At 61.0% G+C, this 26,917-nt stretch carries 20 protein-coding genes; 6 read left to right on the top strand and 14 right to left on the bottom strand.

The features are described 5' to 3' along the window. Genes WKW79_RS27645 through WKW79_RS27595 form a run of 12 tightly spaced genes read right to left on the bottom strand, consistent with a single transcriptional unit; the run spans position 1 to position 13,880 of the window. Positions 1–1,812: a polysaccharide biosynthesis protein gene (locus WKW79_RS27645; RefSeq protein ID WP_340338435.1), complete on the bottom strand. Its 1,812-nt coding sequence runs from the start codon at positions 1,810–1,812 to the stop codon at positions 1–3. Then, positions 1,799–3,304, bottom strand: coding sequence for a DegT/DnrJ/EryC1/StrS family aminotransferase (locus WKW79_RS27640; RefSeq protein WP_340338434.1), 1,506 nt, complete (start codon positions 3,302–3,304; stop codon positions 1,799–1,801). Before WKW79_RS27640 ends, WKW79_RS27645 begins: the two co-directional genes overlap by 14 nt. 22 nt (positions 3,305–3,326) lie before the next feature. After that, positions 3,327–4,469, bottom strand: a complete 1,143-nt coding sequence (gene neuC / locus WKW79_RS27635; RefSeq protein WP_340338433.1) for a UDP-N-acetylglucosamine 2-epimerase — start codon at positions 4,467–4,469, stop codon at positions 3,327–3,329. After that, positions 4,466–5,515: an N-acetylneuraminate synthase gene (gene neuB / locus WKW79_RS27630; RefSeq protein ID WP_340338432.1), complete on the bottom strand. Its 1,050-nt coding sequence runs from the start codon at positions 5,513–5,515 to the stop codon at positions 4,466–4,468. The genes neuC and neuB overlap by 4 nt, the downstream gene beginning before the upstream one ends. Then, positions 5,512–6,231, bottom strand: coding sequence for an acylneuraminate cytidylyltransferase family protein (locus tag WKW79_RS27625; protein ID WP_340338431.1), 720 nt, complete (start codon positions 6,229–6,231; stop codon positions 5,512–5,514). The genes neuB and WKW79_RS27625 overlap by 4 nt, the downstream gene beginning before the upstream one ends. After that, on the bottom strand, positions 6,228–6,902 hold the full coding sequence (locus tag WKW79_RS37080; protein ID WP_422823976.1) for a class I SAM-dependent methyltransferase: 675 nt from the start codon (positions 6,900–6,902) through the stop codon (positions 6,228–6,230). Before WKW79_RS37080 ends, WKW79_RS27625 begins: the two co-directional genes overlap by 4 nt. 3 nt (positions 6,903–6,905) lie before the next feature. Further along, complete coding sequence (locus WKW79_RS27620) at positions 6,906–7,937, bottom strand: hypothetical protein (RefSeq protein ID WP_340338430.1); 1,032 nt, start codon at positions 7,935–7,937, stop codon at positions 6,906–6,908. Then, positions 7,927–9,210, bottom strand: a complete 1,284-nt coding sequence (locus tag WKW79_RS27615; RefSeq protein WP_340338429.1) for a hypothetical protein — start codon at positions 9,208–9,210, stop codon at positions 7,927–7,929. Before WKW79_RS27615 ends, WKW79_RS27620 begins: the two co-directional genes overlap by 11 nt. Next, positions 9,170–10,996 (bottom strand): asparagine synthase (glutamine-hydrolyzing), encoded by a 1,827-nt coding sequence (asnB, locus tag WKW79_RS27610; protein ID WP_340338428.1) that lies wholly within the window; start codon positions 10,994–10,996, stop codon positions 9,170–9,172. Before asnB ends, WKW79_RS27615 begins: the two co-directional genes overlap by 41 nt. After that, complete coding sequence (locus tag WKW79_RS27605; RefSeq protein ID WP_340338427.1) at positions 10,997–11,551, bottom strand: sugar transferase; 555 nt, start codon at positions 11,549–11,551, stop codon at positions 10,997–10,999. Then, entirely contained in the window at positions 11,551–12,378 is an 828-nt protein-coding gene (locus WKW79_RS27600) for an aldolase/citrate lyase family protein (protein ID WP_340338426.1), read from the bottom strand. The genes WKW79_RS27605 and WKW79_RS27600 overlap by 1 nt, the downstream gene beginning before the upstream one ends. Before the next feature lie 14 nt (positions 12,379–12,392). Next, a complete protein-coding gene (locus WKW79_RS27595) occupies positions 12,393–13,880 on the bottom strand; it encodes a lipid II flippase MurJ (RefSeq protein WP_340338425.1) in 1,488 nt (495 codons plus the stop codon). A gap of 363 nt (positions 13,881–14,243) precedes the next feature. Here WKW79_RS27595 and WKW79_RS27590 point away from each other — a divergent pair, with 363 nt between their 5' ends. Genes WKW79_RS27590 through WKW79_RS27565 form a run of 6 tightly spaced genes read left to right on the top strand, consistent with a single transcriptional unit; the run spans position 14,244 to position 22,078 of the window. After that, the gene (locus WKW79_RS27590) at positions 14,244–14,834 is read left to right on the top strand and encodes a GspH/FimT family protein (protein ID WP_340338424.1); all 591 of its coding nucleotides are present in this window, start codon (positions 14,244–14,246) and stop codon (positions 14,832–14,834) included. A 15-nt stretch (positions 14,835–14,849) separates the two neighbouring features. Beyond that, complete coding sequence (pilV, locus tag WKW79_RS27585) at positions 14,850–15,467, top strand: type IV pilus modification protein PilV (RefSeq protein WP_340338423.1); 618 nt, start codon at positions 14,850–14,852, stop codon at positions 15,465–15,467. A gap of 20 nt (positions 15,468–15,487) precedes the next feature. Next, positions 15,488–16,402: a PilW family protein gene (locus tag WKW79_RS27580; protein WP_340338422.1), complete on the top strand. Its 915-nt coding sequence runs from the start codon at positions 15,488–15,490 to the stop codon at positions 16,400–16,402. 5 nt (positions 16,403–16,407) lie between these two features. Beyond that, positions 16,408–16,980, top strand: coding sequence for a pilus assembly PilX family protein (locus WKW79_RS27575; protein ID WP_340338421.1), 573 nt, complete (start codon positions 16,408–16,410; stop codon positions 16,978–16,980). After that, positions 16,977–21,620 (top strand): pilus assembly protein, encoded by a 4,644-nt coding sequence (locus WKW79_RS27570; protein WP_340338420.1) that lies wholly within the window; start codon positions 16,977–16,979, stop codon positions 21,618–21,620. The genes WKW79_RS27575 and WKW79_RS27570 overlap by 4 nt, the downstream gene beginning before the upstream one ends. A gap of 11 nt (positions 21,621–21,631) precedes the next feature. Beyond that, positions 21,632–22,078 carry a type IV pilin protein gene (locus WKW79_RS27565; protein WP_340338419.1) on the top strand — a complete coding sequence of 149 codons (447 nt, stop codon included), beginning with the start codon at positions 21,632–21,634 and terminating at the stop codon, positions 22,076–22,078. A 30-nt stretch (positions 22,079–22,108) separates the two neighbouring features. Here WKW79_RS27565 and WKW79_RS27560 read toward each other — a convergent pair whose 3' ends face one another. Together WKW79_RS27560 and WKW79_RS27555 are read right to left on the bottom strand one after the other, a co-directional pair. Further along, positions 22,109–22,393, bottom strand: coding sequence for an energy transducer TonB (locus WKW79_RS27560; protein WP_340338418.1), 285 nt, complete (start codon positions 22,391–22,393; stop codon positions 22,109–22,111). Between the two features lie 505 nt (positions 22,394–22,898). After that, the gene (locus WKW79_RS27555; RefSeq protein ID WP_340338417.1) at positions 22,899–26,891 is read right to left on the bottom strand and encodes a PilC/PilY family type IV pilus protein; all 3,993 of its coding nucleotides are present in this window, start codon (positions 26,889–26,891) and stop codon (positions 22,899–22,901) included. Positions 26,892–26,917: the final 26 nt, after the last annotated feature.

The raw sequence follows: 26,917 nt of genomic DNA, 5'->3' as shown, positions 1-26,917 counted from the left end.
TTAGCTGCGTGGCGCGTATTCGGGGACGTGGAGGCGAAGCCATTCGCGAATATCGACGCCAGAGGGTGATGCCCCGCAATTTTCTATCCAGTTTCGTACGGTGCCTACGTTGATTTCATCCGTACGGAAAGACTTGGAAATCCGAAGTTTTGGGTGCGCCGTTGGCGCGGTGCTTTCGTCACTGGCCAACAATTCCTCGAAAAGCTTTTCCCCTGGACGCAGGCCGGTGTACACGATTGGAATATCCAATTCACTTTTGCCCGACAGAAAAATCATAAGGCGCGCCAGTTCTGCAATTTTAACGGGCTCCCCCATGTCAAGGACGAAAATTTCCTTCGAGTCGCCCATGAGGCCTGCCTGAAGGACTAGCTGTACAGCTTCGGGGATGGTCATAAAATAGCGGACGATATCTGGGTGAGTTACGGTCACCGGACCGCCTCGTGCAATTTGGTTATTAAATAATGGAACGACCGAGCCGCTCGACCCGAGGACATTGCCGAATCTGACTGAAACAAATTGTGTACGAGGAAAACGTGCTGCAATCCCTTGGACCATCAATTCGGCCAAACGCTTGGTCGCGCCCATCACATTTGTGGGATTGACCGCTTTGTCGGTGGATATGAAAACAAAACGAAGTGCTCCGCAAATTCCGGCGGCCTCTGCGCAATTCATGGTGCCGAGAATATTTGTGCGAAGAGCTTCTATTTCGTTATACTCTTCCATCAGTGGTACATGCTTATTTGCCGCCGCATGAAATACTGCTCTCGGTTTGTATTCGGAGGCTATTGCATTCAACCGCGATGCCTCTCGTACGTTTGCTGTGTAATAGTGCACTCGCAATTTGGGGTGCGAACTGCGTAATTCCTGTTCCAAGCGATAGATCGCGAACTCTGAGCAGTCCACACAGACGAGGGTGGAAGGGCCGTAGCGCGCAATCTGGCGGCAGAGCTCTGCCCCGATCGAGCCCCCAGCTCCGGTCACCAACGCTGTTTGTCCGCCCAGGAGTTCGGAGAGACCTCTTGAATCAAGCTCGACCGGTGCGCGTCCCAAAAGATCTTCCAATTCGGCCTCACGAGGGCCGCCACGATCGCTTCTCAGCCAGTCGTCCGGCCTTGGCATGGTGAGGAGCCTGACGCCGGGCGCCATTGCCGATTGAAGCAGTGCCTCTCGACGTTGTGGTGAGCCTGGTGCTCCAGCGATCAGTGCGGTCTTGACCTCGGTTTCTTTGACGATTTGGTCGAGCGTTCGACTACCACCAAAAACCGGCACATTCTGGAGTGAGCGCCCATGGTCATGATAATCGGGAGACATGATCGCAACGGGGTACCACGCAGTCGAGGTCTTGAGTGCGCGCATCGCGTCAGCAGCTTCAGAAAGCGTCCCAACAATGAGCAATGGGGTCGCTCCCTGGGGGAGCGACGATCTCTCAGTCAGCGTTCGCCAGCCAGCGCGGACTGCCCCCAAAAGCAGTAGCACAATCAGTGGCTGAAGTAGAAGGACCGAACGCGGAAAGTTCGGATACCGCAACATCAGAATCGAAATTGCAGACAGCAGAGCGCCTGCTGCCACACCGGTGACGAGTTGACCAAGCTCTGCCATCCCGCTGTAGCGCCAGATTTGCCGATATACCTTTGACGTCGCGAGGCCGACGGCGAAGGCAGCAACGGACCATCCTCCGGCCCGAGCAGCCAAATCTGCAAATTCCTCTGGCACGTCGAGATTGAAACGAAGCCAGAATGCAAGCCACCAAGCCAGAGTGATGAGCAGCAGGTCAATTGCCAGTGCGGCAAGAACATGTCTAGACGGCCGCACGACTGGTACCCCACTGGCTCAGTGAACGGCGCAAGAGGTTGATGACTCGATCTTGCTGATGGGTATCCATGTTGGACCCTGAAGGGAGGCAGAGTCCGCTCAAGAAGAGCCTGCGCGAAACGTCCTCTCCCTCGGCGTGGCCGAAGTATGGCGCTGACGCAAACAAGGGCTGCATGTGCATGGGTTTCCACACCGGCCGAGCCTCAATGGAATGGCGCTCCAGCGTGCGCATGACGCTCAGGCAAGCGGCATCCGCGTCAGGAAGGTCAAGGGTTAGGCAACTCAGCCACCTCGTTGAATAGTGGTGCTCAGGCTCTGGCATCCATTCAACAAATGAAAAATCTGCGAGCCCTTGGCGATAGCGTTCGAAGACAAGGCGGCGCTGCTGAACCCGCTGGTCAAGCACGCGCAACTGCCCCCGGCCTATGCCCGCCAGCACATTGCTTAGGCGATAGTTGAAGCCAAGTTCGGAATGCTCATAGTGACGCGCGGTGTCCCTTGCCTGAGTCGACAGCTTCTGCGCTCGACCTATCAGATCTCCGTCGTCGGAAACCAACATGCCTCCGCCTGAGGTAGTAATGATCTTGTTGCCGTTGAAAGAAAAGACTCCGAGCCGACCGAATGTGCCGCTGCTTTGGCCACGATATTTGGCGCCCAGGGATTCGGCTGCATCCTCAAGGACTGGCACTCCATAGTGTGAACATATGGGAAGGAGTGCATCCATTTCGGCACTCTGGCCGTAAAGATTGACCAAAACCACGCAGCGCGGTAGCTGGCCACGCCGCCGCGCCCAGTGCAATGCCCGTTCGAGCGCTTGGGGCGACATGTTCCAAGTCGACGGCTCGGAATCGATGAAGACAGGTTGGGCCCCGCAATAGACAATCGGGTTGCAACTTGCAACAAACGTCAAAGTTGAACAAAACACGGTGTCACCAGCTTTCACACCCAGCAACAATAGGCCAAGGTGAAGGGCGGCAGTGCCTGAACTCAAGGCGGCAGCGTGCTGTACTCCGACGTGTGCCGCGACTTCCCTTTCAAACCCATCCACGTGTGGCCCCAGCGGCGCTATCCAGTTCGTTTTGAATGCGTCGTCCACAAACGAAGTTTCCTGATCGCCCAGATGTGGAGACGATAGCCAAATCCGGTTTGACGCCTCCAGTCCCGTTATGACGTCGACCGGACGACCCTGTGTATCCAGGACCGGAACGTGCAACACACAGTTGAGCTCCATCAGGCGCTGAATCTCCGCCAGCGACGAGGACTCTGTTGCGACGACTGGGGGGCGTCCTGGCAAGCCGGCAAGATTGGTCGTCCGCGGAATCTGCTGAAGGACGGCACGACGGAGATCGCCGTCAGTGACCGTGCGCATCAGGCGACCCGATTCATCCACGGCGAGGAGGATGCCGGACCCGACAGAATCCATTGTGGCCAACGCATCCATCCAGGGCAGAGAAATTGGCACGCACATTGATGCGAATTGAACAGCATTCATTTTTCAAAGAGATGATCAACGGTCAGTAGCGGTTGACCTTGTCCAACAGGTCCTCCGCAAAAGGATGATGCGCGAGAAGACCCACAATGCGCTCGCCTGATAATCCGTCGCCATAGAAGTTGTGGGGAGGAAAACGACCTTTTTTGAGTGCTTGCTGTATTGCCTTACAAATGGACGCTGCATCGCCCTCGCAGTCGAAAATATTGCGATTTCGCTGACGTGCACGCTGGCGATGGCCAACATTCACCACTGGTGTCCCGAAAGTCGCTGCTTCAATAATTCCGGACGACGAGTTGCCAATCAGAAATTCAGCGCAACGAAGTGCAGAGACGTAGAGTCTTCGGGGGAGATGCTTCACTCGGCGAACGGGCAAATCATCCAGCACCCGCAAAATCTCAGCCGATCCGGCGTCTGCGTTCGGTTCGAGCCATACAACCGCCATGTCTCTACCGAGTGGCAAGGCTCGCTGGATCGCTTCGGCAAGGGATCGCGTCTGCGCCCCAGCATCGAGTTGTTCTTGCAATACAGGGTGAAACAGGACCATGACGAACGCCTTGGCTTCGTCAATTTCAAGCGCCCTCAAGACTTTCGCACGTGGCTCATTTCCCTGTTCGGCAAGCCCGTCCAAGCTCGGCGCCCCAACCACCCAAACATGCTCGGGCCGTTCTCCCATGCGGATCACGCGTTCCCGTGACTCCTCGGTAGCGACCAGGTGCCAGTGGCTGAGCTTGGTGATTGCGTGTCTTATGGACTCGTCGACAGTGCCCGACCTTTCTCCGCCATGCAAATGCACGACTGGGATGCCCAGATGCATTGCAGCGATTGCCCCGGCAAGCATCTCCCCTCGGTCACCTATCAGCAGCACCACGTCAGGCCGTGCTTCCTGGATGGCCCCAGTCAAACCAATGACTGCTTCACCCAAGCCAATCGCCATGTGCTCGCCGGAGCGCCTCGCAACTTGCGTTGGGATACGCGCCACTATCGGCAGTCCATCCTCTTCAACTTCACGGACGGTCATCCCGAAATCCGGAACGAGGTGCATGCCCGTCACAGCAACTTGTAAATCCAGCGCCGGGTGAGCATCGATCTGACGAAGCGTTGAAGCCATCAGCCCGTAATCGGCGCGAGTTCCGGTGACGTAGAGGATCTTGCGCGGGCGAGTCACTCCTTGATCTCCAACATTTCCAGCGTAAGCAGTGTGTGCGCGGCAGCATCGATTTTCATTCGCCTGCCAAGCAGCGACTCCCACATTTCGGGTGGAAGTCCAGTGCCCGGCCTACGGAGGCACAAATCTTGTGCTTCGACGATCTGACCGCGACGCACATTGCGATTCAAGACCAAGCTGCGCCGCGCTACGTCGCGCGTGTTGCGCTCGATCGGTTGGGGTTGCTTTGCGCCGTCACCACGCATGACTTCGACGAGGCGTACTCCACGGACCATCGCCGCAAACGTCCGGGGGTCCGCCGATGCACGATGATCTGGTCCAGGCATGTTGACATCCAGGGTGAGATGTTTCTCAATCACGCGTGCGCCAAGCGCTACGGCTGCGAGCGCGGCCTCAGTCCCTTCACTGTGGTCCGAGTATCCAACAGGCAACAACAGCGCATCAGACATTGTCTGAAGTGCTCTCAAGTTCAGGCTGTCCGGAGGCGCGGGATAAGCCGAAGTGCAATGCAGGAGTACCAAGTTGCCTGGGCAGTCGCTTTGGCGCGGCCTCATCAATCTCCCTTCGTGTACCCAGCCGACAGCAGTGCTGACCTCTTCCATTGTGGACATTCCGGAAGACAAGAGAAGCGGCAGTCCAGACTTGGCAGCACTGACGATGAGTCTCTTGTTGGTGATCTCTCCGGATGGAATCTTCAAGCGCCTCACGCCGATCCTGAGCAACATCGCGAGGGCATCTTCCGAAAACGGGGTGGAAAAGAACTCGATGCCGATCTTCTTGCAATGCAGCGCGAGCGCTTGATGGTCCAACTCGCTGAGCTCGAGCTTTTTGATCATCTCGAACTGGTTGCTTTCCCCAGTATTGTTGAGTTGGTATTCGGCCGTCCGGGCATCGGGGGTTACGACATCTGCCGCCCGGAACGATTGAAATTTCACTGCATCTGCGCCGACGGCGAGCGCGGCATCGGCCAGTTCCATTGCCAGTGCAAGGCTTCCGTTATGGTTGACACCCGCCTCCGCAATAATAAAAACTCTGTCTGAATTCATATCGGTGCCTGTTGCGTTTGCTGTTTCATATAGAGCCACTGCGCCAATTCAAAGTCCTCGGCGGTGTCGATATCCACCGACCGGTTCCGCGGCATGACGTACGGTCTTGCTTCAACGCTCCAAAATCCATGTTTCGCTGCCTCTGCCAGAGCATCTCGTCGCCAAACGTAGATCGATCCATTGAGTCCCCATACCTGCGGCGCATCTTGCCTTCGCACGAATGCTGCGCGTTTGCTCAAATGCAAGACGCCATCCATGCTCTGCTCGACCAGCGTGTAGTAGGGGCTGTGCGAGGGTTCTGTGACGCTGACGACAAGGGCGGCGTCGTGCGCCAAGTCAATTGCTTTCGAGATATCCCATGAAGCACGGAGCGGCGACGTTGGCTGTAGATCCACCACTGTCTCAATTCGTCGGCCATACGATTCGAGATGACGTACCAGATGCTCGATCGCAGGAATCTTTGATGCCGTATCCGTCGCCAACTCGGATGGCCGACGATACGGAACTTGCGCGCCATAATGTGCTGCCACTTCTGCGATTTCTTCGTCGTCGGTGGACACGTAGACCTCGGCGATAGATGGACAGGCGAGCGCCTGCGCGATCGTGTGCGCAATCAACGGCTTGCGTCCGAACTGCAAAACGTTCTTGCGCGGTAAACCCTTGCTGCCGCCACGCGCGCAGATCGTCGCGATAACAGTGGAACGCTTGGTATTCATCTACGTGTAGCTTGCACCAGGAGCTGGTGAATGCTCGGACTGCCCTCATCTTCCTTTGCAATGTTCTCTCCCACGGCATCAATGTGCCAATCCGTAAAAAGAGACGGCACATCACGATGAGACGTGAAGCGTGTTGCTCCCAAATTTGCGAGCGGTCCTTCACTGCAATGCCAGATTTGCCGGCCAACGGCTTGCCCAGTGCCTTCACCCCAGCACCCTCGTGCAAACGTTCTCGCAAACAGCCGCCCCCCAGGGCGAGTGACTCGAGCCAGTTCGGCATACGTGCGCCGCGACAGGTCCCAGTCGCAGTAGCAGATTGCAGCTACATCGAAAACTCCGTCGAAATGTGCATCCGGGTAGTCAAGTGGGTACATGTTCCCGATGTCAATTCGACCTCCGCGGTCTCGCCATCCCGGGCAATCTTTGTCCAGTCGGTTCTGCGCAATTTGTACGCCGGTTGCAGCACCATCGATCCCGTGAACGCAGAAACCCTCGCGTGCCATGAACCACAAGTTCGCTCCGGTCCCGCAGCCTACCTCTAGAAGGCGCACGGCCGAGCGTTGAGTCGCGCCGTAGAAATTTCGCGCGACAAAGCGCACAACATCCTCCCCGGGATACTGCCCCCAAGGGCGGCTCCTGAACACGTCATCCCACAAAGAATTCCAAGTCATTGGCTATACCATCCGATAGAAAATTGGCCGTTCAGGATGAGCTTTGATTGCGTCTGGATAAAGCTCTCTAAGCTGCGCGTAGCGTGCGGCGTCAAAGAGTTGGGTTCCGGTCTTGTACGTCCTGCGCAGCGGAGAATACGAGCCTTTAAAAAATAGCAAGGGGTTCTCAGAGGACGGATCAGTGCCCCCGCCCAAGTAAAAAATCTTCTGTTCGCTCTTATTGGCGGAACGTGTGCAAGCGTGCAACAGAAAATTGGATGCGCAGACTGCGCGTCCTTCCGCAGTAGTTCCCGCCAGATGATATTCTGAAATGCTTGAGCCTCGAAGCAAGACGCAAGCAGCCAGCCAGGGAGCATCTTCCTCACTGCCTTGGCGACAAACGGCTAGTTGGGCGTCCGGGCGTGATGCCAACAGCTGAAAATAGCGGTCAGTAAAAAAGTAAAAATCACTTGCGCCCATTTCCGCCATCGCATCGCGATAAAAGCGGCCAAAGCGACTCACGTGTACGGATAGCGGCGTCTCCTCCACATGCAATGCGAATTTGCTTGCCTTCTTCAGGGAATATCTCAATCGGTGTGCGTACTGTCCCGTCCAATCGCCTGCTTCCAAGTCAATCCAAACTACCTCGCGGTTCGGTGTGACCTTACCGGGATAGCAGTAATCGTTTCCCGTCATGGGGTGGAAGCGCAGGTATTCGACGACTACGGATTGTTCACGCATCCATTGAACGTAGGCGGCCCACGCCAGGTTCAAGAACTCGGAATCAGAACTGGTAAAGAGGGGGCCGCCGTAGCCGTAGGGTGAGCTTGCGTCCCAAAATCCGCTAACAGGGTCTTGTCCTCGATGAAAACTGTGCATCCATGTATCGCCTTGCGATTCATATACAAGGTGGATTGGTTGCAGTCGTGGTGTCCGAACGGCGTCAGCTTCCACATAGCAAGGATGCAGACTGAACGGACGAACTGATATGGGCATTCGCTCAAAGTAGCGCGATGCTTCCTCCAATGCGACCGACTTGATGCCTTCAGCGATCATGTGAATTGCCCCAGACTTCCTGAAGTACCTGCACGACTTGTCCAGTAGCGTCGTCAGAATTGGGCCACGTCGTTACCGCCGGTGCCGAAATTTCCTCGCCGAATTGATGACAGTAGTACGTCAATAGGCTCTCGCACTTTGTTTCCTTGCGTGCTATTCCCATCTCAAGGTATGGCGCAAGGTGATCCAGGATGGAGCCTCGCACTTGCACGACGGACTTGCCCGCCAGAGACGCCTCAATCCCCACGGTTGACGTAGTTACGATCACTTCGTCGCTGGCGTGAATGCAGGCGTGCAAGGGCATGTCGGTCGTTGATACCCTGATGCGGAAGTGTGAATAGCGCTCCGAATCAATTGGAACCTCGCTCGGGTGCCGGCGGATCCACAAGGCCATGTGCGGGTTTTTAAGGGCAGCTGCGACAAGTGCCGATTCGATCCGTCGAGGAAGGGCAGGATCGCCTACGCCCGCCACCCCTGGAATTTGTTCTGGTTCAGGCGACGATGCATAAAGGCACACATGCAGGGCGCCCCAGCCGGCTTGAGCGCGATAACGCCTGCCCAGATCTCGCATTTCTACATTGTTGATGGTGTCAAATGCAGGGTTGCCGGTTACTCGCACTTGCGATTCTTTTCGACCGGCCTCTATTAGGCGGCGTTGGACGCTTGCGTTCAGAACGCAAAGGGCGTCCGCATAGGTCGGTTGCGTAAGCAGAGCTTGCTCCCACACGCCAAGCAGATCCACAAGGCACACGGCCGGTGTTCCATGTTGGTTGGCTGCATGGATCGCAGCCTGCTCGGCGCGGGGTGAATTGGTAGCAACAACCAGCGATGGCTTGTAGAGATCCAACGCACGCCTCAGCGTTGGAACAGGAAGGAACGCTTGCCGTCCATACCGGGCATATTCTGCTGTTGCCCCCTGCGGTCCCAATGAATCTTCCAAATCGCGGTACGAAAGTCCCAAGTACGCGACAGATTCTTCGTACTCGGTCGCGTGCACCTTGAGTTCCGCTGCCAAGCGCATGCCATGCTCTCTCGAACGCTGGTCACCCGGTTCAAGAAGATCGCGGAAACCCAGCGTGGGGATGCCGGTTCGGCGTACGTCCGGCGCAGCAGTCGTGAGTGCCAGGTATATGGGGCTCGCCAAACCCAACTCACGCACCCGCAACGCCACCGGCAGCAACGCCTTCACATGGCCGCCACCGTAGGATACGAACAGCCAACGCGGCAAATCTCTACGCATCATCATGAGCAATGGCACCACGCGGGTGGCCAAGTCGGCTTCTTGTGTCCCACTGCGCAATCGCGGCCAACGCTCTCAGTTCCCGCGTGTGGTTTGCAGTTCCGTTGCGGTGCCTTTCAATCATCGAGTCCATGACTGCGACATCGAATAGTGTGCCCAGCAAGGCGCTGTTACGAATTACATCGCAAAGCCAACGATAGCGATGACTGCGGAACCATTCACCTACCGGCACCGTGAACATCTGCTTTCGTCGACGGGCAAGGCTTGTGCCGATCAGAGACTCAACTGCATTTTTGTACCAATGTTTTGTCTCTGTCGGTATGAGTTTCGTGTTATCCGGTGCGCGGAATGCGAATTCCACGAGGCGATGATCAAGGAACGGTGCGCGCGCCTCAATACTCATCGCCATTCCCATGCGATCAGGTTTGACAAGGTTGTTGCCGGACAAGAGCAATTGCATGTCTAGATGAAGCGCCTGGTTGACACGCCCAAAGTGCGCACCCTCTTCGAACCATGGCTCTGCTACATCAGCATAGCTTTCGCTCCCATTCAACGTTTTTCGAATCTCCGGACGATATAGGGCTTGCTTGGCGCCTGGCGAAAACAGCGAAATGCTGTCGAAGTAGGCGCGCCGGAAATCAGAGTCACCCATGATCTGCATCTCCGATTGCGCAAAAAAGCCTGCGTATTTGTCGTATCCCGCAAACAACTCATCCCCGCCGTCGCCCGTCAGGACCACCTTCACGTGCTTGGCCGCCAACTCACTTATTCGCAGCGTGGGCATGAATGACGCATCGCCGTGCGGTTGGTCCAGATGCCAAAGCACTTGCGGCCAACGGTCGAGCATATTGAGTTCGGCGACCTCGTTCGTGTGGTCGCACGCAAAGCGTTGGGCGGCTTCCTGGGCGTGACGGGATTCGTCGAAGCGCGAGTCTTCAAAGCCGATGCAAAAGGTCTTGACTGGGTCGCGGACATGCCGTGACATCAGGCCGACGATGGTGCTCGAATCCACGCCGCCCGACAGGAAGGCTCCCCAGGGAACATCTGCGCGCAATCTGATGCGGGTGGCGTCGTCAAGCAAGGCCAAGAATTCTTCCCGCCAAGCGCCTTCTTCCATTGGTCTCTCGCGCTGGTCGGCGAGTCGCCACCAACGCTCAGTCTTAACGCCGCTTCGCGAAAAACGCTTCCAGGTGCCCGGCATTACATGGCGAACGTTGCGATAAACAGTCCAAGGCGGCGGGACGTAGTTGAAAGTCAGGTAGTGATGAATGGCCTCAAGATCGAGCGCGTCGCGTGAAAGGCCGGCACGTGCCGCAGGCCAAAATGCCTTGATCTCGGAGGCAAACAGCATCCTTTCACCGTCTTCTGCGACGTAGAGCGGCTTCTCCCCCACGCGGTCCCGCGCCAGGTAAAGAGCATCTTCGCGCGCGTCATCGACGGCAATGGCGAACATCCCGTTGAGCCTCGTCAGGCAGGCAATTCCTTCTCGCTCGTACAAGCGCAGGATCACTTCGGTGTCGGAGTGGGTGCGGAGCCGAATCCCTTCACGGCGCAATTGCTGCGCCAACTCGATGTAGTTGAATATCTCGCCGTTTTGCACCACCGTCACTTGGCCATCGTCGCTGACAAAGGGCTGATGCCCTCCGCCGACATCGATGATCGAGAGCCTGCGATTGCCGAGGGCGACTCCGCGCTGGGGGGTGTGGCAGATGCCCTCGTCGTCAGGGCCGCGATGCCGCAGCATTCCCGCCATCGCGGCAAGCGCAGCGTCATCCAATGCGGAGCCCGCACGATCCCAATAGCCAAAGATGCCACACATTCAATTGGCTCCTTTGCCGCTGAAGCGGCCCAAGGTCCACCACAGAACACGCAAGTCCAGAGAGAAACTCAGCTCGCGGACATAGCGCAAGTCCAGCGCCAATCGGTCGGCTTGCGACGCTTCGCTTCGCAGCAACGCCTGCGCAAGACCAGTGATGCCCGGTCGCACGCTGTGACGTTCAGCCCAGTCAGCATCGTTGTACAGTTCCCGCTGTGCCGGTACGTCAGGGCGTGGACCGACCAGACTCATGTCGCCCCTTAGGACGTTGAGCAACTGCGGCAATTCGTCGATGCTGGTTCTGCGAATAAAGCGGCCTACACGCGTGATTCGTGGGTCGTTCGTGCCCGTGAAGTAGGGTCCGCGGGCGGCGGCGTCCTTGACCATGCTCCTGAACTTCAACATTCGAAACTCCCTGCACCGTCTGCCAATACGGGGTTGTGAGAACAACACCGGAAGTCCGCTCTCGGCGAACACGGCGATCGCGGTCAGGACGAACAGCGGACACAACAGGATCGTTGCGAGCAACGAAAACGCAATGTCGAATGATCGCTTCATCAAGAGTGGAACTCCTGCTGCCGATCTCGATCACGCAGGCTCGCCGCTATGGTCACCACACTTTCCCTGATGGCCTGCGATTCGCGCGCAGCCTGGTCGTTGTCACGGGAAGCCAGTCGGGTCTCGGCTTCCCTCAGTGCCGCGACCTCTTGCTCGAGTGAAACCGTGCTCTCGCTCGCATAAAAGGTCCTCGACAGGATGACCGCATTTGAGCCCAAGCGGACATGCTCAGCGAGTACGTCGCGGCCGGGCAGCAGGCCTTCCGCAAGTCGCGCAATGCCGCCAAATCCGAAGTCCAGACCGCGGCGTTTGGCGACGGCCGCTATCTGCTCCACATAGCCCAGCGCCAAGGGTTCGAATACGAAGCGAAGGCCAAGAGAGATATGAAGGTCGTTGAGGCCAACGTAGATTTCCTGCAACCCGGGCGTAGACGCCCACTCTTCAATGCTTGCCAGTGCGCCCGCCGTCTCCAGCAATGCCGAGACCGGGACCCTGCCGCGTACCAGATCGCAAAATTGTCGCAAGGTGTCCGCGCTGTTGAACATCGGAAGCATCAGCACGTCCGCCCCGCACGCGATGACAGCATCGATCTCTTCGGCGCTTCTGCCATGCAGTGGGTTCACGCGAACCATGAGTCTTGAATGGGTCAACACCGATTTGACGGGAGCGATGTCGGCCAGCACATGTGAGCTGATGAAGGTGTTGCGTCCGGCCTGTCGTTGAGCCTTGCCGTGTTGCTCAAGGTCCACGAACAATCTGAACCCTCCGATTGCATCGCAGCGTCGGGCCAATGCTGGGTCGTTGGTGATCTGGAGAAGTTCGAGCATGTATGCCGCTTGAATTATTGGCGGACTGCTTCGCGCAGTGTGGGGCCGCTAAGCCACGCAGCAGCAATCGTGATTGCGCCCGCGAGTACCGCGGCGGAGATGCCGACAACGCGAGAGTCTGTGGGTACGGTGAAGGTGCCAGCGAGGCATGTCACTGCAAGCGGACACAACATCTCGCGCCACGGTAGCCACGGACCCTGGTCGGTCCGTTCGTTCAGAGCTCTGCGAATAGTGCTCAATACCGAAGTCGCGACAAAGAGCGATGAAATGTTCATGATCCACATCAGTTGCGCTCCGCTTTGCCATTGCGATCCTGAGGCGACGAGGAACATCAGTGCGATCGCGTAGGCAAACACGGCAGAACGCATCTTGCGGAGCGTAGCCAGCACGGTAAGTCCAACTGCAGTTAAGGCTTGCGGAAGAAGGCCCCAAGCGCCGATTGCGCTCCAGTCGGAAATGCGTGCCAAGGCGTCGGGCGTCATCCGCCCCCATCCGAAGAGGATCTGCGACAGTGCGGGCGATGCGACAACCAGCGCGCTGGCCGTTGCGCACCCCATTGCCCAAGAAAGCGCGAAGCTTTTGCGGACCGAAGAGAAAACCTCGCTTCTTGCTGCGAAAGCGCGTGTTAGCGACGGAAATGAGAGGCTTGCGACGACCTGCACGGCCAGCACCAAAGGCAGTTCGACCAGCTTCCATGCGTAATTGAATGTCACGAGTGAGCCTTCACCCGATGACGACGCAAGCGATCGCGCTGCGAACGGCAATGCCAGCGGAAGGCCCGACGCCAACGCGGCCCAGACCCAGCTCGCTACGGGTGGCAGCTTCAATGCCGGCATTGGGGCTTCACTTGCAACAAGGATCTGCGGCTTGAGCTTGCTCAAGCGAACGCCTTGCCATGCGAGGCGACCGGCCATCGCGCAAAACAGGACGACGCCCATCTCGTGGGGAGTCGATAGCGCGCCGTACAAGCTTCCCATCGCAATCATGCCGGTGATCAACATCGTGTTGACCACGAGGTTTGCCGAGTACAAGCCTGCAAAGTCGTGCTCATGCTGTAGCCGGGTGCTCCAGAGCGCGGCAATCAGCGCGAGTGGCAGCGCGATAGCGCTCCAACGCAGTCCCGCTATCGCATCCGATGTCAGGTTTAACGGTAAGCCGGGGGCAAGCCATTCCGGGAGGACTGGTGCCGCAATTCCTATTGCCAGTCCTGCAAGAGCGCCGCCCCCTAATAAAGTCTTAGCAATTTGCCGCTGCAGACGCGCAACGTTCGTCACGGAATGGGGCTGCTGCTCAAGTGCAGCCCAATGCGGAAGCAGGACATAGGCCAAGCCCCCGGCTATGGAAATACCTGTCAACCAATCCGGTAGCGCGAGCATCAAGACGACGATATCGCCAAACCCTGAGGCACCAAAGGCGGCCGCTTGAACGGACTCCCGAATCACCCCGAGTAGTCGACTTATCAACAGCAGCGCCAGCGCGGTTGCGCCCGCTCTAGCGAGCATTGTTCGTGTGCCGATCAACTAAGGTAAGCATGACTCAATTGTCCAGGATTGGGATGCGAAACGTTGTCGCATCGGCCTGCCTTCGAATTTCGAAGACTTTCAGAACGCCCTGCCGGACTAGAGGAGATTGTGAATCAATTGCAAATGCGATATGACTGCAGAGGTCCCAAGCTGTGCCAAAAACAACGCGGGCATGCACAGATCAGGTTGCTTTGGGCTGTGGTGTCCGCGGCGCGATTAACAGTATTCCGTTGGACACCTCTAGAAAGAATGTAGGCTGTTGGTAGTCACTTACTCGACAAACGGCACCGTTGTGGGGACAGGCGGTAACACTTTGGTTGCATTTTGGTCACAATCTGACACATGTGTGACAAACGCGCTGTGTCCTTTTCCCAGTCGAACGCGGCCTCGTCCCGCGGTGTGACCCTGCTGGAACTGCTCGTCACCGTCGTCGTCCTCAGCGTCATCGTCGCCCTCGCCATGCCCAGCATGCGAGATTTCGTGGTTGGCAACCGTCTCTCCTCCAGCGTCAACGGCTTCATTGGCCTCGCCAACTTCGCGCGCAGCGAGGCCATCGTGCGCAACCAGGACGTGATCATCTGCCCGAAGGACGCCAGCAGCAACGCCTGTGTCTCGACCACCGCCTGGAACACCTACGAAATCCAGGCCTTCGTCGACGTCGATGCCGATGGCGCCTTCAGCACCGGCGACATCCTCCTCAAAACGCTGCCGGCCGTCGATTCGGCCAACTCACAGATGGGGCTGGACCGCTCCGGCACCGGCATCCTGATCTTCGGCAGCGCCGGCTACGCGCGCCAGGCTCAGCTCTTCAAGATCTACGCGATCACCGCCGACAGCGCCTACAAGGCCCGTTTCGGTCGAACGATCTGCGTCAGCAAGGTGGGCCGCATCCGCGTCGCCGACTATGCGCTGACCACCTGTCCCGACTTCTGACCCGGAGACGCGGAAATGAGCCAACCCACTCCTGACCGCCACCAGCCGCCACGCGCGCCAAGGCACCAGCATCGGCAAACATCACTGAAGGGCGCAACACTGATCGAGGCGCTGGTGTCGCTGCTGGTCATGTCCTTCGGCCTGCTGGGCTTGGCCGGCCTGCAAGCGAGCGGCCTCACCTTCCAGAAGTCCGCCTGGTCGATGCATCGCGTGACGGACATCACCAGTGACATCGGCGAGCGCATCCGCGCCAATCCCAAGGCGGTGGATGCCAACTACAAGTACGACGCAAACTATGCGACCGGCAAGGCCGCGACGCGGACCAAGCTCAACTGCCGCACCACGGGCACGTGCAGCGCAGCAGACATCGCCGCGGACGACATCACGGACCTGTTGCTGAAGGCCCAGACGCTGCTGCCGCAGGGCGCCATGCAGATCACCGGCACGCGGGTCGACGGCTTCGTGGTCACCTCGATGTACATGGACAAGGACTTCCTGACCACGGCGGGCGCCCTCGACCAGACTCCGACTTGCTCGGGAACCCCCACGGGCATCGACGCACGCAACTGCTGCCCCACTGCAGCGGCCGCGCCGGCAGGCGTGCGCTGCCGCAACTTCACGATCATCCCGTGAACGCAGCGGAGCCAGACGACATGCGCCCTCATTCGCCCAGCCGTCCCCGCCGCCCCCAGCGACAGCGCGGCGTCACCCTCGTCGAACTCATGGTCGCCCTGACCATCGGCCTGATCCTGGTCATCATCGCCTCGGCCATCTACCTGTACTCCAAGCAGTCGTACAACGCCGTCTCCGAGAACTCGCAGATGGAGGAGAACGGCCGCTTCGCGATCAACCTGCTGACCAAGTCGATCCAGAGCGCCGGCTTCGCGATGGTGGATCCGACGGCGCCCGGTCCCACGCTGCCGCTGGGCGACAAGCTCGCGGGCTGCGAGTTCGGCTACGTGAATGCAAATTCCACCGCAGCCCTGACGATGGCCGACCTCGCCTGCCGGACCGCCACGCCCACAGGCCAGCGCCCCTCGGCAGCGATCTTCACGCGCTACGAGACGGACACGCCGGCAGCCACCGGCGGCAAGCAGCAGGGCTACGACTGCACCAATGCCGCAGCCGCGAGCAAGCAGCTCGCGGGCGGCGTGCAGACCTACGAAGTGCGCTCCTACTTCTTCGTCTCGCAAGTAAATGTGCAGACGCCGAGCGGCACCAAGTCGATGGGGCAACTCGGCTGCGCATCCGACGCCACGCCGGTGGTGAACGGCGTGCCGGTCGGCCTGGTGCTGCGCAGCCAGCCCATGGTGCCGGGCATCGAGCAACTGGCCTTCAACTACATCTCGACGGCGGGCAAGGTGGTGCCCATCCCGACCTCCGCGCCCGACTGGCAAGACATCGCCGCCGTCGACGTCTGCGTGCTGGCCCGGACCATCCAGGCGTCGGGCAACGACACCGCCACCGGCTACACGGATTGCTACGGCACCGCCATCACGGCCGGCCCGTCCGAGAGCTACCGCACCTATCGCGCCACGGTGGCGCTGCGCAACACGGCGGCGCCATGAACCCCATGACCTTCGGACACGCCCGCATCCAGCCTCGCCGCAGCGCGCAACGGCAGCGCGGCATCTCGCTGTTCCTGGTGATGATGTTCCTCATCATCCTGAGCATCCTCGGCATCACCGCGATCCAGAGTTCCACGCTCTCGGCGCGCATCGCGGGCAACGAGGCCGACCGCACGCTGGCCTTCCAGGCGGCCGAGTCGGCATTGCGCGATGCGGAGAAGGACATCAAGGGCACCTGCGTCTCGCCCAAGTGCCGCACCACGCCCATCGCCCCGGAGACCGCCGACCAGTTCGACACCACCTGCGCGCTGGGCCTGTGCCTGCCCAACGCCACGACGCCCGTGTGGGAGCTGAAGGACAACTGGACCATCGACGACCGGGCCGCCGTCTACGGAGCCTACACGGGCGCAACGGCCTTGCCGGTGGTGGCAAGGCAGCCCCGCTACCTCATCGAGTACTTCAAGCTGGGCGAGTCCTACGTGTACCGCGTCTCGGCCACGGGCTATGGCGCCAGCGGCACCAGCGACAACCCGACGACGCAAGTCCTGCTGCAAACCACCGTGAAAGCGCTGAAATGAACGCACGCACCCAGAACCGTTGGCTCATGTGTGCACTCGGCGCGATGGTGCTGCTGGCCACCGGCTTCTTCACGACCTCCGCCTCCGCCGTCAACCTCACCCCCTTGCCGCCCTACCTCACGGAGACCAAGGGCTCCCCGATGGTGATGCTGAACCTGTCGCGCGACCACCAGCTTTCCTACAAGGCCTACAACGAGTTCTCCGACCTCGACGGCGACGGCGTCATCGAGACGCAGTACAGCCACAGCTACAAGTACTACGGCTACTTCGACAACCAGCGCTGCTACAGCTACGACACGGCCGCCAACGTCTACGTGCCGACGCGAAAGGTCGACGCGACCAACTATTGCAACTATGGCTCCGGGACCAACGAGTGGAGCGGCAACTTCCTGAACTGGGCCACCATGACGCGGATGGACGTGATCCGCCGCATCCTCTATGGCGGCATGCGTTCCACCGACACCACGCCGAACACCATCCTGGAGCGCGCGCACCTGCCGACCGATGCGCATGCCTTCGCCAAGTACTACAACAACACCGACATCAACAAGCTCACGCCCTTCACGCCGACCACCAACGAAATCACCATCTGCAACGCCACGTTCCGAAACGGCAGCCTGCAGTTCTCGCACGACGCACCCGGCCCGCCGGCCATGCTGGTGGCCAGCGGCAACTATTCCCTCTGGAACTCCAACGAGCGCTGGCAGTGCTACTGGGCGGAGGACAAGGGCGCCAGCAACGGCAACAACTCCTCCGTCACCGGGCTGACCGCCGGCGGCAGCAACCCCTCGCGCGGCTCCGGTGGCCAGGCCCTCGGCCCCGGCGGCAGCGGCCTCAGCGCAGGCACGTACACCGTCAGGGTGCAGGTCTGCAAGACCGGCCTTGACCTGACCACCGCCAACCCCAACTCCTGGACCTTCACCGAGGACGAAAAGAACCGCTGCAAGCTCTACCCCAACGGCAACTACAAGCCGGTCGGGCTGCTGCAGAAGTACGGCGAGCGCAACGAGGCCGGCTTCGGCCTGATGACCGGCAGCTATCAGAAGAACATCTCGGGCGGCGTATTGCGCAAGAACGTCGCGCCCTTCGCGCCGGAAGTGGACCTGCCCAGCGGCATCTTCAACAACGTCGACGGCATCGTCTCCACGCTCAACAAGCTGCGCATCTACGGCTACGACTACGGCGACGGCACCTACCTCGGCAACGACCAGTGCGACTTCGGCTTGATCGGGCTGGTCGAGGGCCGCTGCGCCAGTTGGGGCAACCCGATCGGCGAGATCTACCTGGAGTCGCTGCGCTATCTCGCGGGCGGGGCACCCACGGGCGACTTCAACACCAGCGGCGGCAAGGATGCGGCCTTGGGCCTCACCGTCGCCGCCTGGACCGACCCCTTCGCGGACAGCACGGTCGCCACTTTCGGCGCGGTGAGCTGCCGGGCCTCCAGCGTGGTGAACTTCAATGCCAGCGTCAGCTCCTACGACAACGACCAATGGGCCAGCGCGACCGGCGTGCGGGGCCTGTCGCAGGCGATCGTCACCACGCTCACCAACGAGATCGGATCGGCCGAAGGCCTCTACGCGACAGGCAAGAAGTGGACGGTCGGCCGCACCACCGGCAATACCAACAACCTGTGCAGCGACAAGACCATCTCCGCGCTGGCCGACAGCGTCGGCATCTGCCCTGAAGCGCCCACCGGCTACGGCGGCTTCCTGATGGCGGGCGCGGCGCAATACGCCCACACCAACCGCATACGGGACACCGCGACTCCGCTGGGCGCCATCTTCACGGACGCCTTCAAGGTCGACACCTATGGCGTGGCGCTGGCCACTTCCACGCCGCGCATCAAGATCCCGGTGCCCAACCAGGCCGGCAAGTTCGTCGTGATCCAGCCCGCCATGCGCCTGTTCTCCGGCACCGGCGGCGGCGGGGCGCTGGTCGACTTCCGCGTGGTCAACCAGTCGGCCACGAGCGGCAAGTTCGTGGTGCAGTGGGAAGACTCGGAGCAGGGCGGCGACTACGACCAGGACATGTGGGGCACGCTGGAATACACCGTGAACGTTTTGAACGGTACGATCGCGGTCAAGACCTATGCGGCCTTCCAGTCCACCCCCTATGCGCTCGGCTTCGGCTACGCCATCGCGGGCACCGACAAGGATGGCGTGCACATGCACTCCGGCATCAATGGCGCCACCTACGCGGACCCGAATCCGCCCGTGACGGTCACGCCGGCCACCAACCTCAGCGGCGGCGGTTGCAATGGCTGCTATGTCCAACAAGGGGCGACGACGGCCACTTTCACCATGTCCGGCGTCACCGGCGAAGCCCTGCGCGACCCGATGTGGTACGCGGCCAAGTACGGCGGCTTCGATCGCAACGTGGTCAGCAACTACATCTCCGGCTCCGTGCTGCCGGTCAATGCCTGGGATTCGAAGAAGGTGGACGGCAGCGACGGCAGCGACGGCATTCCGGACAAGTACTTCTACGCCATCGACCCCGCGCAACTGGAGCGTTCGCTGGCCAGCGTGTTCAAGGCCGTCTTCACGGCCGGCGGCGCGGCGCCAGCCGCTGCCACGACATCCCGGACGCAGACCGGCGGCTATGTCTATGCCAGCACCTACAACGTCAAGCCGAAGACCGTGGGCAGCGCCATCGATGCGGACAACAGCGGTGAGTTCGCACGCTACAGCTTCGATGCAAACGGCGTTGTCAGGCTCACCGAGGACTGGAAGGCCGGCACCCTGCTCACGACCGCGCTCAGCGGCCTCGGATGGAACGGCAACCGCACCGTGCTCACCCTGCGCGACACGGGGCCGGTCGCCTTCCGATGGGGCAACCTCTCCACGACGCAGCAGACCGCGCTGAACACCAACCCGGCCAACGGCGTGGTCGACACGAACGGCTCCAGCCGCCTCGACTGGCTGCGCGGCGACGCATCCAACGAATCCGCCACCGGTTACCGCATCCGCACGTCCAGGCTCGGAGCCATCATCAACTCCACGCCCTGGTACGTGGGCACGCCGTCCGCCGGCTACACCAACGCGCAGTACGGCGGCGGCTACGGCGCCTTCCGCACCGGCATCGTCGCGGCCAACGGCAACAACGCGCGGGCCGCGGTCTTTGTCGGCGCCAACGACGGCATGCTGCATGCCTTCGACGGCAACGACGGACGTGAACTCTTCGCCTACCTGCCGCGCGCCTTCTACACCACCACCTCGGCGCCGCCGTATTCCAAGCTGACGGCCCTCACCGCCAAGGACTTCTACCTGGGCGAGTCGACCGAGCGTCTGACCATGGACGGCAGCGTCATGGCCGCTGACGTCAAGCTGGGCAGCAACTGGGCCACCTATCTCTTCGGCGCCTTTGGCCGCGGCGCGAAGGGCGTCTACGCATTGGACGTGACCAAGCCGCACACCATCAATGAAACTTCGGGCGCCAACCTGGTCAAGTGGGAGTTCACCGACGCATCGGAGACCGCACCCAGTGACATGGGCTACATCACCGGCCGCACCAACTCCCGTTCCAACGGCCAGCCCTTCCAGTCCGGCTACATGGCCAACGGCAAGTGGGCCGCGATCTACGGCAATGGCTACAACAGCGCCACCGGCCGGGCCGCGCTCTACATCCTGTTCGCCGATGGTCCCGCATCGGCCGGCGCGACGAGCTGGGTCGCGGGCACGGAGTTCATCAAGATCGTGACGCCCGTGGTCACGGGCGATGGCGCGGACAACGGGCTCGCATCGCCCACGGCCATCGACACCAACAACGACGGCATCATCGACCGCATCTATGCCGGCGACCTGAAGGGCAACGTCTGGAAGTTCGACGTGAGTAACGCGAACCCCGCCAACTGGAAGATCGCCAACGTCGACGGGTCGAACAACCCGGTGCCGCTGTACAAGGCCACCACGCTGGTCGGCACCGTCACCACGCCGCAACCGATCACCACGCCGATCACCACCTTCCCGAACCCGCAGGGCGGTTACCAACTGGTGTTTGGCACCGGCAAGGCGCTCGAGTCGAACGACTACCCGATGACCTCGGTGTACACCAACACCATGTACGGCATCTACGACAAGCCGGGCACCACGGGCACGCTGACCACGGGCAAGACCAACCTGGTGCAGCAGACGCTGACCGACACCTCGGGCATCCGGTACATCACCTCGGCCACGGTCAGCTACACGGGCGGCAAACTGGGTTGGTATGCGAACCTGCCGGTGACATCGGAAGGCGTGGTGTTCAACCCCTTCGGCGAGGACACCAACCGCGTCAACATCCGCTCGCTGGCCCCGGCGGCCACGTCGAACGGCTGCCGCTTCGATGGCAACTCCTTCGACATGGCGCTCGACCCGATCAACGGCGTGGCCATCCCCGGCGCGGTGCCGGGCGTGACGACCGCAGGGGCCGTCGGAATCAGCAACCTGAACTACTTCGAAGGCGCCAGCGGCGGCCAGTTCAGGATCCCCGCGACACCGCCGCCCAACCCGGACGGCAGCGCCGGCACGCCGGGCGTCTGCGCGGGCCAATGCCTGTTCCGCTCCATCATTTCCGCCGGCGACGGCACGCTGAGGACGGTCAACCGCTGCGGCGCCTGCACCGATGGCCGCATCACCTGGCGCGAGATCTTCCGCAACCGCTGAACGAGTTGTCCATGAAAGCACATCCCCTACCAGCGCATGCCAGGCGCAAGGCCGGCTTCACGTTGATCGAACTGATGATCGTGGTGGCGGTCGTGGCCATCCTCGCGGCCATCGCGCTGCCGGCGTATTCGCAATACGTGAAGCGGTCCAACCGGGCCCAGGTGAGGGCGGAGGTGCTGAAGGGCGAGGGGTGGCTGGAGCGGTACTTTACGGAGAACAACCGGTACAGCAGCACACCGACGGCGACGACCAACACGGTCTTCAACGGGATGTTCGGCGCGGTGCCGGCGACGGGGGCCGCGCTCTACAACATCACGCTGGTCGCCGATACGGGTACCTACACGATCACCGCGACGCCGGCCGGTGCGATGGCGGGGGATTACTGCGGGGTGTACACCAAGACGAATACGACGCCGCTGGCTTCGGCGACGAATGATCCGGGGAAGTGCCTGAAGTGAGGGGTGGACTTGCAGCGCGACGCATGAGCGTCACTGCTGCGGCGTGTTGTCGAACACGACCTCGACGCGGACCCTTGATTTGACGGGCAGGCCATCCAACTGACCCGGCGCGAATCGTGCCGCCATGAAGGCTTCGCGCGCCGCTTGTTCGAATGCGGGTGGCAGGACCGATGAGTCGTCAGCCGTCACTTGCCGAACCTCGCCTTGCTCGTCGATGTAGAGCGCGAGGATGCCAGCGTGGCGGGCGATCGCTGTCTCGTCTGGCGGGGCAATCAGGTGGACCGGCGTTTGCGCGACCGGTGCGACTGTCAGCAAGGGCCGGGGAATGTATTCGTCTCGACCTGCGCGAATCGCGGCTGACTCCGTGCCTTGCGCCAGGAGGTCGTCAGCTGGTGTTGGGGCGGGGGCTTCTGTCTCCGTTTCGGGCTGCGGCGCAGTGGTGGCAGAGACGGTGTCAGAAGGTGCCGGCGTCGGTGCGGGAGCCGGAGCCAAGCGTGACGCTGATCGAGGACGCACAGGCTCCTCGACATGCGTGGCCGGGGCCGTCGGAACTGCGCGCACCGTCGGCGGAGACGCAGTCTCGGCCTGGGGCGACACCATGCGCACCTGAACTGCCCGCGGCACTCCTGATGGCGCGTGTCCTGCAATCAGCCCGGGTTCCGGCGCACCGCGATACCCAAGTACCAGTGCATGCGCGAGCACCGAGATGGCTGCGCACAGCGGCAGCGCATATCGCTTGTCGGCGTTGCGCCATCCGTGTGGCTCTGGCCCCCAAGCCGCCCCCAATGCGGCAGTCGTCATCGTCTGTCTGGCCCCCGGATCAGTCCACCAGTTCGCGCCACGAGGTGCGCTGAGGCGTGACGGGCGACGGGGCGCCGGAGGGCGTGTCCACGAGCTTGGTCGTGCTGTCGCTCAACTGGCGGATCAATCGCATCGTTCCATCGGCCATCCGGACGAAGCTCTGGCCGACCACAAGCGCATTGGCGCTCACCTGTGCGCCCGCCACGTTCTGCAGCGCCGTGCCGCCGCTCACGCTGAGGAAGTAGTTCCACGAACTACCGCCGGAACTGCAGGCGTCGCCGGCGGGAATCGCCGTGGCGATGGCCAGCACGTTGCTTTGCAGCGCGATGTCGACCACCGACCGCTCGCCGCTCTGCGGCAAGTCCACCCACCAGCCATTGTTGGCGGTCCAACTGACCTGGTTGTTGGTGATGGAGGCCGTGATGCCATCCTGGTTCACGGAGAGCGTCTGGCGCACCATCGTGTTGTTGGCGCGTACGTCACCCAGGCTGGTGTTGGTCAGCGAGTCCTTCACTGCGTAGATGGTCTGCGTGGTGGTGTTGGAGATGTCGCCAGTGCCCAGGTATTGCCCGGTGCCTACGATGATCACCGGCTTGCCATTGGACTCGCCCAGGCGGGGCCGCGTGGTGATGGGTTGCGGCGTGGTCGCATTGATCTGGAACTTGGCCAACGCCAGTGCCGCATTGTTGGGCGCCACCACACCGTCGATGTCGAAGCGCCACAGGTTGCCGAGCAGGTCGCCACCATAGAAACGCTTGGACGTGTTGTCGATGTCCTGGTCGATCCAGCCGTTGATCTTGGCCAGGCCGCTGGACGCGTTGGTGGCGCCCACGCCGGTGGTGATGTCGGTCCGTGCCCGTACGCCGGTGTTTGCGTTCAGCACGAACAGACGGCCCTGGCCGTCGCCTGTGGAGCCATCACCGATGGAGCCATCGTTGTTGTAGCCCGATGCGAATACGACAACCCAGGTGCCGTTGGCGCGCTTGGTAATGACGGGGTTGCCAAAGGTCAGGCCGAGGTTGTTGTCGGTGAACTCCCACAAGGCTTTGGGAGCTTGCGGATCGGTGATGTCCAGCGCGTAGTAGCTGCGGCCGCCCTTGCCGAGGCCACCCACAAGGATGGTCTTCCAGGCGCCGTTCACGTAGATGTCGCCCACCACCGGCGCGCCATCGACGAAATAGCGATGCTTCGATTCGTAGGACGAATCCGCGAGCCGGTACATGTTCTTCATCACGGCCGTGGGGACATACGCCCACAGCTCCGTGCCGCCATCGGTGCCACCGGCGGAAATCGCATGCAGCATGCCGTCATTGGACGCCACGTAGAGCATGGCCTTGCGATCCTTCCACGTCTGCACGAAATCCGTGTAGCCGGCATCGCTGTAGCTGAATGCGGGCTTGCTGACGTACCTGGGCGCCCCGTTGATGATGTCGCCCAGCAGGCCGGCCCGCGCGCGGAAGAGGGCTTGCGTAGAGCCGAGCGTGGTATTGGCGGCCTGGTTGCTCTTGTCGCCACGCAGGAAGTTCACCAGGCGGGTGCCGTCGTTGGCCCAGCCTTTCTCGTCGGCATTGAGGTTGGTGCACTGCGACAGCTTTGCGACCGCCGGAAGCGCAGGGCACACATCGGTGAAGTTGCTGCCCAAGCCGTCCGCGTTCAGGTTGGTCCAGTTGAAGTCCGCGAGCGTGGCCGTGGCCGCGTTGGGCTTCAGGTAGTAGATGTTGCGTGAGGTGTAGGCCGTGGCGCTCAGCTTGGCTTGGGCAGACCACGTGGCAGTTGTGCCGATCTCGCCGGTATCGCCGTCCAGCGGGAAGGCCTTCAGGTCGCCGACCCAGCTGCCGGTTGTGTAGCTCGCGCTGTAGACCTGGTTGTCGTCACCCGAGACGAGTTCCAGCGTGCTGGTGGTTGCCGCCGAGGAGGAACCGGTCACTTCCGCGATGGTGTCCACGACGCCGCTGATCGCTTCCGCCAATTGGGCGGCGTTCAGCGCCGAGTAGTACTGGCCCCGGCCATTGACGGCGGCATGCCACAGGTCGTCGACGTTACGCGCATCGCCTGAGCTGCCGCTGATGTCGGCGAGGTTGGTGATCGGCGCGGGCCAACTGGCGTCGCCGCTGATGAGGTCGACATAAGAGCCCGACGGTTGCGTCAGGTAGTTCCGATCGTAGGTCAGCGTTCCGCTCACGCCCAGACCAATGGTGAACGTGGTCATGTGCTGGTATTTGGCGGTGTCGCGTCCCGAAGTGGGCACCAGGTTGCCGCATACGTTCTGTGAGGTGCCCGAGGCGGTGGAGGTGCACTTGGTCGTGCCATCTCTCTGCTCGTCGCGAAGATCGGTCTTGTAGTAGTACTCGGCCACGTCCGCCAGCGAGTTGGAGGAGCCGCCCGAGGTAGATTGCGACGATGTCGCGACGGTATCCTTGGTGGCCGTGCCGTTTCCGGCAAGTGCACTGGCCGTCGTGTCCACGATCACTGTGGTGCCGGCCACACATCCGCCGTCGACTGGATCGCCGGAGTTGGAATAGGTACCGTTCTGGCTTGTCGAGGTCTGCACTTGAGAGGTCACCTTGTACAAGCTGCTGCTCGAGCATGTGCCAAACCTCGATCCCTTGGTCACCGTGTAGCGGGTACGCTGCCAGATGGTGACCGGAGTCGCGCCGTCGTGCATGGGGCGACTTTCCGTGCCATCCCAGTTGCCCACGGGATTGCCCGACAGATCCAGCGGCCCGTAGCCGGAGTTGCTTTCTTCACTGTTGCCGCTGCCCTTGTTCCAGTAGCCGTCGGTGGACAGCAGTACGAAGTTGCGTTGGCAGGCGTATTGCACCGGATCCTTCGTCTGGCCGAGAGGCAGGTTCGCGTAGTAGCGGCCGATCTTCGACAAGGCGCCGCGCAAGGGCGTGGCGCCACTGGCACTCGCGCCGTACAACTTGCTGTACAGCACGTTTTTCTGGGTCTGGTCGAAATCGGCCAGCGGCTGGAAGCCGTCGGAAGTGGTTGCGTCCGTGCTGCTGTTGATGGTGGAGAAGCCCACGCGATAGCCGCTGTCGAGCGCCGCGAATGCCCGGCCGACGGCCGTCCGCATCAGCAGCGTGCGTGTGCGGTAGTACGAATACCAGTTCGCGTAGTTCTGTTTCTGCGCGGCAGACTGATCGAGGATGAGAACCTTCTGGAACACGCCGTTTCCTGGTGAGGCCCCGATGTCGCTCATGCACTCCTTGTAGAACGTGGTCGTGGTGTTCACGCTGCCCGTGCTGCCAAAGCTCCAACTCATGGCCGTCTGGGGTGACGTTGCCGTGTACTGGTAGTAGTAGCGGGTTCCGACCTGGACGTCTTGGCTGATGTCCCAGTCATCCCGTGTCGAGCTTCCACTCGACTGTCCCGTGGGGACGTTGATGACGAGTGTCCAGTTGCTGCCGGACCCGGTCCAACTGGTGACGGTACCGACCATCCATCGGCTGTCGCTGTTGCTGGCCGTTATCGTGCCCCCGACGACGAAGGTATTGGTATCGCTTGAGCTTCTGATCGAGAAAGTTTTTGATCCCGATCCGATGGCCACGGAACTCGCACTGGTTCGCCTGGTCGTTACCGTGCTGGCGGCGCCCAGGTTGACGGAGCCAGTGCCAGCGTATCCATCCGACCATGCGGCGCCGAATGACGAGTCGGCATAGCTGCTTGTGCCGTTAGCCTTGATGGGGGGCGTGTAGGTGAAAGTCGGGTTGTAGGCGACGCCATTGCACTGAGACGACCAGAAGCCATATTTGTCGTCGTCTTTCATGGCGTCCGGCATGTAGTCGTTGGCCATGCTCCCCGAGTCGTCCAGCACGAACATCAGGTTCGGCTTGGCTTGGACATTGGGGCTTGTGATGAGCGGGGTGTCGGCAATCTCGGTGGCATTCGCGCCGCCAACGATGACCATGCCACTCAGGACGAGCAGGCTGGCGCCGCAAACGAAGGTGCGCCCCATGTCTTGAAGGCGGACGGTGTTTCTTGATCGATGGGGCATAGGGCGTTGCATGGTCGGCGGCTCCTCTCGTGCGTCGG

Origin of the sequence: Variovorax robiniae, assembly GCF_037889955.1 — a bacterium.
GTDB lineage: Bacteria > Pseudomonadota > Gammaproteobacteria > Burkholderiales > Burkholderiaceae_C > Variovorax > Variovorax robiniae.
The sequence above is the reverse complement of the archived record's forward strand: the minus strand, read 5'-3'. Positions and strand labels throughout refer to the sequence as shown.